This is a genomic window from Streptomyces cyanogenus, assembly GCF_017526105.1.
Taxonomy (GTDB): Bacteria; Actinomycetota; Actinomycetes; order Streptomycetales; family Streptomycetaceae; genus Streptomyces; species Streptomyces cyanogenus.
Map to the genome: position 1 here is coordinate 932,262 of NZ_CP071839.1, position 11,883 is coordinate 944,144.

Annotated in this window: 12 protein-coding genes and 1 riboswitch; of the genes, 3 read left to right on the forward strand and 9 right to left on the reverse strand. The window is 73.7% G+C overall.

Annotation, left to right across the window (positions count from 1 at the left end; genetic code table 11):
• Nucleotides 1–11: 11 nt before the first annotated feature.
• Together S1361_RS04220 and S1361_RS04225 are read right to left on the reverse strand one after the other, a co-directional pair.
• Nucleotides 12–2,084 carry a SpoIIE family protein phosphatase gene (locus S1361_RS04220; protein ID WP_208030498.1) on the reverse strand — a complete coding sequence of 691 codons (2,073 nt, stop codon included), beginning with the start codon at nucleotides 2,082–2,084 and terminating at the stop codon, nucleotides 12–14.
• A gap of 143 nt (nucleotides 2,085–2,227) precedes the next feature.
• Nucleotides 2,228–2,710, reverse strand: a complete 483-nt coding sequence (locus S1361_RS04225) for an ATP-binding protein (protein ID WP_425086584.1) — start codon at nucleotides 2,708–2,710, stop codon at nucleotides 2,228–2,230.
• 1,077 nt (nucleotides 2,711–3,787) lie between these two features.
• Here S1361_RS04225 and S1361_RS04230 point away from each other — a divergent pair.
• Nucleotides 3,788–4,681, forward strand: coding sequence for an endonuclease/exonuclease/phosphatase family protein (locus S1361_RS04230; protein ID WP_208030499.1), 894 nt, complete (start codon nucleotides 3,788–3,790; stop codon nucleotides 4,679–4,681).
• A gap of 145 nt (nucleotides 4,682–4,826) precedes the next feature.
• A complete protein-coding gene (locus tag S1361_RS04235; protein WP_208030500.1) occupies nucleotides 4,827–5,801 on the forward strand; it encodes a trypsin-like serine peptidase in 975 nt (324 codons plus the stop codon).
• 256 nt (nucleotides 5,802–6,057) lie between these two features.
• On the opposite strand, the gene S1361_RS04240 is transcribed toward S1361_RS04235, so the two are convergent.
• Together S1361_RS04240 and S1361_RS04245 are read right to left on the reverse strand one after the other, a co-directional pair.
• Nucleotides 6,058–6,258 (reverse strand): hypothetical protein, encoded by a 201-nt coding sequence (locus tag S1361_RS04240; protein ID WP_243769066.1) that lies wholly within the window; start codon nucleotides 6,256–6,258, stop codon nucleotides 6,058–6,060.
• 179 nt (nucleotides 6,259–6,437) lie between these two features.
• Nucleotides 6,438–7,646: an MFS transporter gene (locus tag S1361_RS04245; protein ID WP_243769067.1), complete on the reverse strand. Its 1,209-nt coding sequence runs from the start codon at nucleotides 7,644–7,646 to the stop codon at nucleotides 6,438–6,440.
• A 502-nt stretch (nucleotides 7,647–8,148) separates the two neighbouring features.
• Here S1361_RS04245 and S1361_RS04250 point away from each other — a divergent pair.
• Nucleotides 8,149–8,730 (forward strand): histidine phosphatase family protein, encoded by a 582-nt coding sequence (locus S1361_RS04250; RefSeq protein WP_208030502.1) that lies wholly within the window; start codon nucleotides 8,149–8,151, stop codon nucleotides 8,728–8,730.
• On the opposite strand, the gene S1361_RS04255 is transcribed toward S1361_RS04250, so the two are convergent.
• From S1361_RS04255 to S1361_RS04275, 5 genes are all read right to left on the reverse strand, one after another.
• Entirely contained in the window at nucleotides 8,727–9,014 is a 288-nt protein-coding gene (locus tag S1361_RS04255; RefSeq protein ID WP_208030503.1) for a hypothetical protein, read from the reverse strand. The two genes, S1361_RS04250 and S1361_RS04255, sit on opposite strands and share 4 nt — an antisense overlap.
• Before the next feature lie 146 nt (nucleotides 9,015–9,160).
• Nucleotides 9,161–9,913: a CbtA family protein gene (locus tag S1361_RS04260; RefSeq protein WP_208030504.1), complete on the reverse strand. Its 753-nt coding sequence runs from the start codon at nucleotides 9,911–9,913 to the stop codon at nucleotides 9,161–9,163.
• A 22-nt stretch (nucleotides 9,914–9,935) separates the two neighbouring features.
• The gene (locus S1361_RS04265) at nucleotides 9,936–10,157 is read right to left on the reverse strand and encodes a CbtB domain-containing protein (protein WP_208030505.1); all 222 of its coding nucleotides are present in this window, start codon (nucleotides 10,155–10,157) and stop codon (nucleotides 9,936–9,938) included.
• Between the two features lie 279 nt (nucleotides 10,158–10,436).
• Nucleotides 10,437–10,814, reverse strand: coding sequence for a (2Fe-2S) ferredoxin domain-containing protein (locus S1361_RS04270; RefSeq protein WP_208030506.1), 378 nt, complete (start codon nucleotides 10,812–10,814; stop codon nucleotides 10,437–10,439).
• A gap of 63 nt (nucleotides 10,815–10,877) precedes the next feature.
• Nucleotides 10,878–10,999: riboswitch (cobalamin riboswitch) on the reverse strand.
• Between the two features lie 170 nt (nucleotides 11,000–11,169).
• Nucleotides 11,170–11,817: a superoxide dismutase gene (locus S1361_RS04275; RefSeq protein ID WP_208030507.1), complete on the reverse strand. Its 648-nt coding sequence runs from the start codon at nucleotides 11,815–11,817 to the stop codon at nucleotides 11,170–11,172.
• Between the last annotated feature and the right edge of the window lie 66 nt (nucleotides 11,818–11,883).

Sequence of the window (11,883 nt, forward strand, 5' to 3'; positions counted from 1 at the left end):
TCGGGGGCCGGTCAGGGCTCGGCGCGGGCCACGAGGAGGGCGACGTCGTCGTCGCCGCCGGGCGGCCGCAGCGTTTCCAGCACCCGGTCGCACGTCTCGGGCAGATCCTGGGCCGCCGTCGCGGTCAGGGCCTCCAGGAGGGTGCCGAGGCGGGTGTCGATCGGGTCGCTGCGGGTCTCCACCAGGCCATCGGTGTAGAGGGCGAGTTGATCACCGGGGCGGAAGGGGAAGACCGTCGTCTCGAACGCCGTCCCGCCGACCCCCAGCGGCACACCGGACGGCAGGTCGAGCAGCTCCGCGGGCCGGCCGGACCGCAGGAGGGCCGGCGGCAGATGGCCGGCGAGGCTGATACGGCACTCCCCGCGCTCGGGGTCGTAGCAGCAGTAGGCGCAGGTGGCGATGGTGTGCTCGACGTCCTCGGTCAGGCGGTCGAGGTGCCGGAGCACCTCCGCCGGGTCGAGGTCGAGCCCGGCGAACGCGCGGGTGGCGCTGCGCAGCTGTCCCATGCTGGCGGCGGCGTTGATGCCGCTGCCCATCACGTCCCCGACGACCAGAGCGGTCTTGTCGCCGGGCAGGCGCACGGCGTCGAACCAGTCACCGCCGATCTCGCTGATGGCCCCGGCCGGCAGATAGCGGCAGGCGATGGTCAGACCGGGCAGGTGGGACGGCAGCTGCGGCAGCAGCCGGCGCTGGAGGGTGAGGGCGGTGTTGCGCACGCTCTGGTACCAGCGGGCGTTGTCGATGCAGGTCGCCGCCCGGGCGGCCAGTTCGCAGGCGAGGAGCGTGTCGTCCTCGTCGAAGGATGCGGGCGTGCCGGTGCGGACGAGGCTGAGGGCCCCCAGGACCTCGCCGCGGGCCACGAGCGGTACCGCGAGGTAGGAGTGCACCCCCGCCCGTGCCAGGAGAGAGGCGGCCTCGCCGGTGCGGGCGATGTGCCGCAGATCCTCACCGCTGGTCTCGGCCACCAGGACCGGCTGACGGGTGCGGACACAGTGGGTGAGCAGCCGGTCGCTCTCGTACCGGGCCAGTTCTCCGGGCGCGTCGGTGACGTCGGCGGCCTCGGAGGCGCGCGCCGCGGTGACGGCGGCGACCCGGAAGCGGGCGGCGCCGGCGAGCGACGGGGTGCGTCCGCGCAGAACGCTTTCGAGAACGTGGACGGAGGCGACGTCGGCCAGGTCCGGTACGACGACGCCGGCCAGCTCGTGCGCCGTCTGCTGCACGTCGAGGGTCGTCCCGATGGAGGCGGAGGCGGAGGCGATCATGGCAAGGCGGTTCCGGGCCTGTGTCGCCGCGATGGTGGCCTCGTGGCGCTCCGTGATGTCGATGACGGACGTGGCCACCCCGAGCACCCGGCCGGCGGCGTCCTCCAGCCGGTGGTAGGACACGGACCAGGCGTGATCGCGGTGCGGGTCGGAGGCGGGGCGGCAGACGACGTACCGGTCGGCCACCGGCTTCCCGGTCTCCAGGACGCGGCGCAGCCGGCGTTCGACGGCCTCGCCGTCCAGGAAGGTCAGTACGTCGCGGACCCGCCGGCCGCGGTGGTCGGCGGCGGATATGCCGTGGATCCGCTCCAGCGCCGGGTTGACGTTCAGGTAGCGCAGGTCGGTGTCCAGGATGGCGAGGCCGATCGGGGACTGGGTGACCAGGCGTGCCGACAGGGCGACGCTGCGCTCGACCTGTGCCAGGATCGCCTGGTCCACGGCCAGTCCCAGGGCGTAGGTGCCGCCGAGGTCGTCGAGCAAGCGCATGTTGCGGAACTCGACCAGTCGGGTGGTGCCGTTCTTGTGCCGGACCGGAAAGGCGCCGGCCCAGTCGGTGCCGGACTCCATGACCTCGGCGAACAGCGCGATCACCTCGTCGCGGTGCTCCTCGTGGATCAGCAGCTGCGCCGCGAACTGGCCCAGCGCCTCCTCGGCGGTGTAGCCGAACAGCTCGACCGCCTGGGGGCTCCAGAACACCACGCGCCCGCTCGTGTCCAGCACCACCGCGGCCACGCTCAGCAGGTCGAGCAGGCCGGTGGGCGACGAGCCGGCACCCGCCAGGGGGCGGCCCCGGCCGGGTCGCGAGGTGTCCGTGCTGCCCATGCCCCGTGCTCCTCTCCCACTCGGTGGGAGCGCGCGCCGCGCCGGCGCCTTACTGCCGGCTTGTTCCTACCTTCTCTACATAGTCACCGCGTTCGAGTCGACGTGCTCGCGGCGACCGGCACGAGCGGGACGCGGGGCGCCCGTCACGGGGCCGGAGCGCGGCCGGCCACGTCCCCTCCGGGGTCGTCCGCCAGCACCACCGACACCGTCGTCCGCTTGCCGACCGGTTCCCGGCGCACCTCGAAGCCCTGGCAGACGGCCATCACGATCTCCAGGCCGTGCTGTCCCACCCGGCCCGGGTCGGCGGCCCTGGCGACCGGCAGCGCCGGCGCGCTGTCCCAGACGGTGATCTCGACACTGCCCCCGGACAGCTCCAGAGAGACCAGCAACGGTCCCGGCGCGTGCTTGCAGGCGTTCGTCACCAGCTCGCTGACGACCAGCTGGACCACGTCCATCACCCGGTCCGACACCGGCAGACCATGATCGGCCTGGACCCGGGTCAGGAAGTCGCGCGCCAGGTGACGGGCCTCGGCGATCTCGGTGGGACTGCCCTGGTACGCGGCCGACGCCATGAGGGGCCCGGCCTGGCCGGACCGCGGCTCCCCGCTCCGGGCAACCTCGTCCATACCCACCGCCCTTTGCCTGAGCGCCTGATCCCTACCCCGCGTGTACCCGGAAACCGGCGCCGTCTCGACCGGAACACATGCGCGAGTGGGTGCGGGCGCGGTCGTCACCTGTCTGCCGCCTGCGCCTCTCCGGGGAAGCCGGCTGGTCCCCTCCGGCCCCGGGTCCGCAGCCACCCGGCACCGCGGGCCGGAGCGCCCGCCATGACCCCCTGAACGCGTGGGCGCGCCGGGCGGCACGGGTACGCCGTCCGGTCGTCAACCCGCGTCCCCGGGCGGCACGGGTACACCGTCCGCTCGGTCAACCGCCCTACCGCGCCCAGGGCTTGGGGCGGCCCCTGCGGCGGGCGTGAGCGCCACGGAGGTGTGCCCCCTTCCCCGGGCGTGGTGGTGCCACCACCGCCTCCTCCGGCGTGTCCTCAGGCTGGTCGATCGGCCCCCTTCCCGGGCAGGATGCGGGAACGAGGCGGGCACGCGGCGGGGGAGCCGATGGATGGCGAGGCAGGGCGGGACGAGGACGGCGCCGGGGCGGCGGAGCGGCAAGGGGGGCCGGCCGAAGCCCTCGACGAGGCCCACCGGCTGTTGCACGGCGGGACCGGGGAGCAGCGCGCCGAGGCCTGGGACCTGGTGATCGACCGACTGGGCCGCGTCGGCGGAGGGCGGAGGACTTCTGCCTCGTGGTCGCCGCGGCCCCGCTCGACACGGAGTCCCGCAGCAGACCGCCGGCGTCGGACAGGCCATGGAGCGGATGTCGGTCCCCGGCGTGCCCGGCGGCCGGTGCGTCCGTGGCGACCGACGGGCCCGCCACGTGCATGCCGGGGCCGGCTCTTCCCCACCAGCTCGCGGCCGGCGGGCCGGCTCCGCGAGACGCCCCGCGCGCCGCGCAGTGGTGGGATTCTCGGCCCCCACCGCAGTGTCCGGCACGAGGCGACCCGCTCCGCCCTGCACCACGTCCATCACCGGGCCGCCTTCACCCACCAGGGGCAACCCGGCGCCCGCGGGCCGCGCCGCGGGTCCCGAACAGCAGCGCCGCAGGTGAAATCGGCCTCCAACCCGACACGATCACCGCTGGAGGATGCAGTGGACCCAAAGCACCCACGCCCCGTTCACCGGGCACCGGCCGCCGCCCTCGCCGCCGTGCTCGCCGTCGCCGCCTGCGGCCTGGCCACGCCGAGCGCCACCGCGGCGGGCCGGACGGGCGGCACCGGACCGGACACCGCCCGTGTGCCGTTACGGGTGGCCACCTACAACATCCACGCCGGAGCCGGCCAGGACAACGTCTTCGACCTCGACCGCACGGCGGCGGCGATCCGGGACCTCGACGCCGACGTGGTCGGCCTCCAGGAGGTCGACGTGCACTGGGGTGCCCGGAGCGACTTCACCGACGAGGCCCGGGAGTTGGCCGGCCGGCTGCGCATGCGGGTCTTCTTCGCGCCGATCTACGACCTCCCTCCGGCCACGCCGGGCGGGGAGCGGCGGCAGTACGGCGTCGCGGTGCTGAGCCGCTTTCCGGTGCGCGGCGCCTGGAACCACGAGATCACCCGGCTGTCCACCCAGACGCCCGATCCGGTGCCGGCCCCCGCGCCCGGCTTCGCCGAGGTGACGGTCAAGGTGCGGGGCACCTCCGTGCACGTGTACGCGACCCACCTGGACTACCGTACGGACCCCTCGGTCCGGCGGGCCCAGGTCGACGACATGCTGGCGGTCCTGGCCGAGGACCGTGGCCCGAAAGTACTCCTCGGCGACTTCAACGCGGAACCGGCCGCTCCCGAACTGGCCGCGCTGTGGGGTCCGTTGACCGACGCCGCTCCGGGCGGCGGCAAGACCTACCCGGCGGTCGACCCGGTCAGGCGCATCGACCTGGTGACCGTCTCCCCGGACGTGGCCGTCACCGGCGCGCACGAGTCCGGGACGACGGCCTCCGACCACCGCCCGGTGGTCGCCGACCTCCTGCTGCGCCACCGGGGCCGCTGACCGCGCCCGCAGAATCGCCCTTACGTGCTCCTGACAATTCAGGCCTCCCGTGGCACCCTGCCTCACGCACGTCCTTCCGCACCGTTCTTCGTTCCCCCACCCTGCCCGGGCCCGACCAGCCCGGGCACGGCAGAAGGAGACCTGCGTGAGACGCCATCGCACCGCCGCGGGCATTCTGTTGACCGTCGGAGCCCTGTTCACCGGCGGCCTCGTCCAGGCCGGGACCGCCGACGCCGCACCGTCCGGACCGTCGGCCGCGGCCCACACCGCCTCGGCGACCGCACAGCACGACGCCCGTGCCTTCTGGACCGCCCAGCGCATGCGCAGCGCCACTCCCCTCGATCTGCTGCTGACCGAGCGGGCCGCCCGGCACCTCGAATCCCCGAAGGCGCAGGGGCGTTCGGTCACCGTCGCCCCCACCCGCGCCGCACTCGCCTCCTTCCCGCAGGCCGGTGGGCCATGGACCGGCGGCGGTGCCGTCGTCACCACGTCCGGCCGGGTGTTCTTCACCTTCCAGGGGCGCACCGCCTCCTGCACCGGCAACGCCGTGACCAGTCAGAACGCCAGCACCGTCATCACGGCCGGGCACTGCGTGAAGTACCAGGGCAGCTGGCACACCAACTGGGTCTTCGTGCCGGGCTACGACAACGGCAAAGCGCCGTACGGCCAGTGGACCGCGGCCAAGACGCTCACCACCCCGCAATGGGAAGCGAGCGAGGACATCAACTACGACGTCGGAGCCGCGGTCGTCACCCCGCTGGACGGCAGGACCCTCACCTCGGTCGTCGGTGCGCAGGGCCTCCGGTTCAACGGTGGCTACAACAAGCCGATGTACTCCTTCGGCTTCCCGGCGGCGTCACCGTACGACGGCACCAAGCTCATCTACTGCAGCGGCAACAGCTCGAAGGACTTCCTCTTCTCGCAGGACCACGGCCTCGGGTGCAACATGACGGGCGGCTCCAGCGGCGGCCCCTGGTTCACCGGCTTCGACGAGGCGTCCGGCACCGGTCTGCAGGCCTCCGTGAACAGCTTCGGCTACACGTTCCTGCCGAACCGGATGTTCGGCCCGTACTTCGGTGACGTGGTCAAGGCTCTCTACGACAAGGCCCAGACCTCCTGACACCCCCGGGCTGGGCCCGGCGCCGGGAGAGCGGCGTCGGGCCCTGCTCCGCCCCGTGGTGGCCCCCCGCGGAGGCCGTCCGCGCGCGCAGCCAGTGTCGGTGAGCGCGCCGCCGTCACCTGCACCGGGACCGGCCGATCCGGCCCTGACCGCACGTCACCGTCCTGCCCCGATCCCTCGGCGCCGGCAAGAGCACAGCCGTGCCGCGTACGGGGAACGGCTCACCGCGAGCGCCCGATGCCTCGCGACGCCGCGGTCAGCGGGCGCAGCCGACGTCCAGGACCTCGACCACGTCGCCGTGGACCGTGTAGAGCAGCCAGCACCATTCCCCGAACGCGGCCGCCATGTCCGGCGCCCGCGTCCAGGCGTCATGGGTGACCGCGTCGATGAGCGTGATGATCTCCGCGTGCATGTCGTCCGGCACGTCGAAGAGAACGTCGGCGGCCCTTTGGATCATTTCGACTCTCATGACACCCCCCGGACGAGCAGGAGCGGCACGGCCCGGCGGAGCCGGGTGCTCCGGGCTGCGCCCGGTGACCGGACGGAGCCCTCGTCACCACCGTAAACCCGCCGGGGCCCCGCCATCGACGGCGGCGGACGACAGTCTTCCGGCCCGGCGGGCGCGTCTGCCCGTCGTCAGGCACGACCGGGTCCGGTCACGGCGAGCAGGACGAGGGCGAGGGCCTGGAGCGCGGCGACCACCGTGATCAGGAGCGGGACCGAGTGACCGTACAGGGCTCCGGTCAGCGCGCCGCCCGCCAGGCTCGCGCCGCCCACCACCCCGGCGAAGAAGCCGTAGGCGGTGGCCCGCCGCGGGGAGGGCACGAGGTCAGCTACGGTGGCCCGGAGCGTGGACTCCTGGATGCCCACGGCCGCGCCCCACACCAGCGACCCGGCCACGGCCAGGGCCACGGTGTGCGTGAAGGCCAGCGCGGGGACGGCGGCGGCCAGCACCGGCAGCACGGCCAGCACCCGCGGTCCGATCCGGTCGTACAGCCAGCCGCTCGCGAGCGCGGCCACCGCGTCCACGGCCATCGCCGCGGCGTACAGCACCGGAACCCAGGACGCCGTCATCAGATGCCGTTGGACGAGGTGGTACGACAGGACGCCGAAGGTGGCGAAGCCGGCGGTGGTGGTGGCGGTGAACGCCGCGTAGGTCCAGAACGCGGCCGGCAGCCGGCCGTCCGGCCTCGGTGCCCCGGGCGGCGCGGGTGCCCGCCGCTCGTACGCCTCCGGGTCGGGGACCCGTGCCCGGAGCCGGAACAGCAGGCCCAGCACCACCAGGCCGGGCACGGCGAGGACGCCGAGCGCGGGGCCGTAGGCACCACCGCTCAGGGCGAGCACGCCCGCCACGGTCAGGGGACCGACCAGCGCGCCCACCTGGTCCATCGCCTCGTGGACGGCGAAGCCCCGGCCGCGTCCGGTCGCGGCCGTGGCGTGCGAGAGCAGGGTGTCCTTCGCCGGGGAACGCACCGCCTTGCCGACCCGTTCGGCGATGACCAGGGCGCAGGCCGCCCACAGGACGCCGACCACGCCCAGCGGGGGCACCGAGAGCACGGTCAGGGCGTATCCGCCGATCGACAGGCCCCAGAAGCGGCGCGTGCGGTCGGCCAGCGGGCCGGACACCAGGCGCAGTCCCAGTGCCGCCGCCTCACCGGCGCCGGTGACCACACCGACGACGAGGGCGGAGGCGCCGAGGGACGCCAGCAGCGGGCCGGTGACCGAGCGGGCCCCCTCGTACACGAAGTCGGCGAGCAGGCTGACCACGCCCAGCCACACGACGAACCGCCACGGCCGCATCCCGCCCGGTCCCGGCCCTTCGGTCCCCGCTGCTCTCTCACCCACAGCGCCTCCGCACCCCCAACCCGAAGCATGCCGCACACCGTGCCCTCACCGCTGCCGGGGTGCGAGGCCTCCTTTCCGCGCCAGAGCGCGAGGGAAGAGCGCGTCGCCGTCCGGGGGGCGGCCGGGTCGGTGTGTCGCCGGGTGGACGGCGTCACGGGCGGCCGTCCCGGGCGCGCGCCGCCGTCGGCCCGGCTGTGGGTCGCGTGCTGCCGGCACAACGCAGCACCGCGCCGGCCACCGGTGTCGGCCGGGGCCGCGCTTGCGATGGATCGTCGCCGAGCGCATCGGCGGTGTGTGACCGGCGCGCCCGGGGCGGGGAGTCGTACCCTGCGGCCTGCGGATCCACGGGATGGTGCTTCTGATGCGGATGCTATCTTCGCGAGCGCGCGGCACGCGGTGATCGGCTCGGGCGGTGACGAGGTGGGCCCGCCCGGTATCGGTGGCCGCCCTGCCCGGTCGGGCCCGCGGCACGGCCCAGGACACCAGTGACAGGAGCGACCGTGTGACCAGCCGAGTCCTTCTCGTCTCGCCCGCGATGAGCGCGTCGCTGCGGCAGGCCCGTTTCGACGACGGCGGCTCGCTCGACGACGGCGGTGCGGCGCAGGCCCGTTCGGCGGCCGGGTCGCTGCCCACCGCGGCCCGGGTGCTGGTCTCGCCCAGCGTGCGCTGTCGTGAGACGGCCGCCGCACTGGGCCTGGACGGCGTGCCGGCGGCGGACCTGGCCGGTCTCGCCGTGGGTCGCTGGCGGGGCCGCACCCTGGACGAGGTGGGGGCCGCCGAGCCCGAGGCGGTGGCCCGCTGGCTCACCGACCCCGCCTGCGCACCCCATGGCGGCGAGTCGGTCCGTGACCTGTGCGGACGGATCGCGCGCTGGCTGGCCGACGCCCGAGCCGTGGAGGGTCGGACGCTCGCCGTGGTCGAACCGGACGTGGTGCGGGCCGCGGTCGTGGAGGCGCTGAACCTGCCTGCCGCGCTCTTCTGGCGTCTCGATGTGCCACCGCTGACCGTGACCGAACTCGGCGGCCGGGCCGGGCGGTGGAACCTGCGGCTGGGGCGTCCGTTGGCGGGGCCGGAGGCGGACTAGGCTCTGCCGGGCTGCGCCGCGCGGTGCCGGCGCAGCAGCTCGGCCACGGCGCAGCGCAGACAGCCGGGGTCGGGACAGGTGCCTCCTCGGGTGTCTATCAGTGTCTCCAGGTCGTGCAGGAGCCGTTCGGTGCGCCGCGCCTGCTGGGCGAGCACCCGGACGCGGGCGCTCTGGCCCCCGATCTGCCGTCTGCTGGCGACCAGTTGCTCGTACTCCTCCGGGGTGAGGGCGACCGCCTCGCGGCCGCCGAGGGTGATGCGGCGCGGCTGGGGGTGACTGGGCACTCGGTTCCTCCGCTCCTCGCCCGGGCGCCCCGTGTCCGGCCGGCGTGGCTTCGCGTGCCGCGGCGGGGCCCCGTGATCCTCGGTGTCCGGGGAACGACAGAGGGCCCCCGGATGGTTCCGAGGGGCCCTCTGTCGTCCGGAAGGAGTCAGTGCGCGGCCGGAACGGCACGCGCGCTGTCGGCCCTCGCCGGCCGGGGGTTCAGCAGCCGCTCGGCCAACTCGCCGAAGGCGAGCCCGAATCCGGCCCACTGGACGGCCTGGATGGCCAGCGCGGACAGCCGGAACCGCCACAGCAGGGTGGCCGGGAAGTCCGGCGGCACCTCGTTGACGGCCGGCAGGAACGCATAGGCCAGACCGACGACGACGGCGAACGCGGTCACCGCCGTCACGGTCGCCCACCAGGTGCCCAGAGCGGGCGCCAGGCGTTTGCCGAGGAGGGTGGCGGCGATCGCCAGGAGGACGCTCAGCAGCATCATCAGGAAGTACAGGCTGGTCCGCTTGCCGATGGTGCCGGGGTCGCCGACCGACGGCGGGTTGGCCGGGTACTTCAGGAACGGTACGACATACACGGTGAGCAGGGCGCAGCCCGACAGCAGCAGCGCCGTGGCGCGCGGGCCGAAACGGCCGACCCGGCCGAGCGCGAAGCAGAAGGCGAGCGCGGCGATGCCGCCGAAGGCGACCCCGTAGACGAGGACGCCGGTGGCGAGGCCCGCGGTGGACTGGAGGGAGCGGGAGACGACTTCCATCTCGTGCTCGTGGGAGTGGGCCTCCTCGAAGCCGATCGCCTTGTCGACGCTCGGCTCGCCGAGGAGATAGGCCGCGATCAGGGCGAGCACGCCGGCCGCGAGGCCGGCGAGCATGCCCCGTACGAGGAGGTTCCGTACGGTTGCGGAATTCATGGGCGGGCGGTGTCCCCTCGCGTCAGTGGCAGGGGAAACCGAGCAGATGGCGGGCGTCGTGCACCCACTCGTGGACGTCCGTGCCGTTGAACACGGAGGTGGCGCCCTGCTCGGCGCCGACGAAGTAGAGCAGGACCAGCATGAGGATGCCGAAGAAGACCGCCCAGGGAGCGATCGCCTTCAGCGGCAGCTTGGCGGGGATGGCGGGAGTGGTGGCTGTCGGCTGGGCGACGGTCTGCGCCATGGCAGAACCTCCTCTGGGAATTCGCGTCCCATCTCGGTGGTGCACAGGACGACGGCCCCGGGTCTGACTCGCGAACGCCCTTGCGGGGCCCGCATACAGTGGCGCGACCGTTCCGGATTCTCACCGGCTTCCGTCATGCCGTCGTCGATATCGGACAGACCGTACCGCGTGTCCGGCGCCCCGCCAAGACCGCCTCCGACCGACGTGATCCTCGTCTCGTGCCGAGTGGACGACCGTGCGCCCGGTGGGGCGGCGGTGGCGCGATACGGCCGGCCCCGTTCAGGGTTCCGCGCGCCGGCGCGGTGGGGTGAAGGCGTACAGGTCGAGGATGTCCGGCCGGGGAGCCACGCCGGGGCCACCGGCGCGTACCCAGGTGACGATGTCCTCGGTCGCCTCCGGGTCGTTGACCAGCCCGAGCCAGACCGGTCGGGCGCCGGCGGCCCGGCCGGCGGTGGAAGGCTGTACGACGATGACGTTGGCCTGGTCGCACACGTCGAGGCAGTCGGAGATGCGCACGGGCACCTGCGCCCGCAGCCGCGCGGTCTGCGCCGCGTGATCGCCCGTCACCTTGGGGCTGCCGCAGCAGCAGTCCCGGCACACGACGACCCGGCACGGCACCGGTCCGCCCGCTCCGTGTTCCGTCGGCCTCTCGGGCACAGCGCACCGCTCCCCTCTCCCGGGGAGATCCGCCCCGGTGTCGCCTGAGGAGGCGACCGCGTGAGTCTCCTGGCTCCCGGGTCGCCGCCCGTCCCGCCTTCCCGCCCCGCTCGGGGGAGGTGGCCTGCCGGGACTCGCTCGCCGGTCACAGTGGCGGGACCGCGCCGGATTCGCACCGGCTTCCTCGGACCGCCGTCGCCTTGTGTCGCCGGTCATCATGTCATCACCGCCGACGGCCCGTCACCCGGCCGCCGTGCGCCGGGACTCCCGCGGGGGGTGTGCCCGCGGGAGTTGCTCGCGCGTCGTGAGCGGTGGAGAGGACGATCACGGTCGGGGCACCTGCGGGACCACGCCGTCACGGGGCGAGCAGCAGCGGATCCGTGCGGGACTTGGCGGCCTGGTGACGACGGGCCACGTCCTGCCAGTCGACGACCTGCCACATGGCCTCGATGAAGTCCACCTTCTGGTTCTTGTACTGGAGGTAGAAGGCGTGCTCCCAGGCGTCGAAGACCAGGATCGGGGTGGAGCCCTGGCCGACGTTGCCCTGGTGGTCGTAGACCTGCTCCACGATCAGGCGTCCGCTCAGCGGCTCGTGGGCGAGGACACCCCAGCCCGAACCCTGCGTGGTGGCCGCAGCCTTGGACAGCTGGGTCCTGAAGGCGGCGAAGGAGCCGAAGGACTCCTTGATCGCCTCGGCCAGCTCGCCCACGCCGTCGGCGGCCAGGGGCTCGCCGCCGCCGCCCTTCGGGCCGGTCATGTTCTGCCAGTAGATGCTGTGCAGGATGTGCCCGGAGAGGTGGAAGGCCAGGTTCTTCTCCAGGCCGTTGATCGAGCCCCAGGCCTCCTTGTCCCGTGCCTCGGCGAGTTGCTCCACGGCGTCGTTCGCGCCCTTCACATAGGCCGCGTGGTGCTTGTCGTGGTGCAGCTCGATGATCTCCGGGCTGATCACCGGCGCGAGCGCCGAGTAGTCATAAGGAAGCTCCGGGAGCGTGTACAGCGCCATGTCCAACGTCCTCCGCCATTATTGCGAATGATGTGCAACTGAATTCTAATGGCAAGAGTCTCCGGT

Bases quoted from the DNA above. Each gene is read 5' to 3' on its own strand.
- S1361_RS04275 (WP_208030507.1), bottom strand. From the start codon at position 11,817: ATGGCGCTGTACACGCTCCCGGAGCTTCCTTATGACTACTCGGCGCTC.
- S1361_RS04240 (WP_243769066.1), bottom strand. From the start codon at position 6,258: ATGATCCAAAGGGCCGCCGACGTTCTCTTCGACGTGCCGGACGACATG.
- S1361_RS04260 (WP_208030504.1), bottom strand. From the start codon at position 9,913: ATGAATTCCGCAACCGTACGGAACCTCCTCGTACGGGGCATGCTCGCC.
- S1361_RS04265 (WP_208030505.1), bottom strand. From the start codon at position 10,157: ATGGCGCAGACCGTCGCCCAGCCGACAGCCACCACTCCCGCCATCCCC.
- S1361_RS04220 (WP_208030498.1), bottom strand. From the start codon at position 2,084: ATGGGCAGCACGGACACCTCGCGACCCGGCCGGGGCCGCCCCCTGGCG.
- S1361_RS04225 (WP_425086584.1), bottom strand. From the start codon at position 2,710: ATGGACGAGGTTGCCCGGAGCGGGGAGCCGCGGTCCGGCCAGGCCGGG.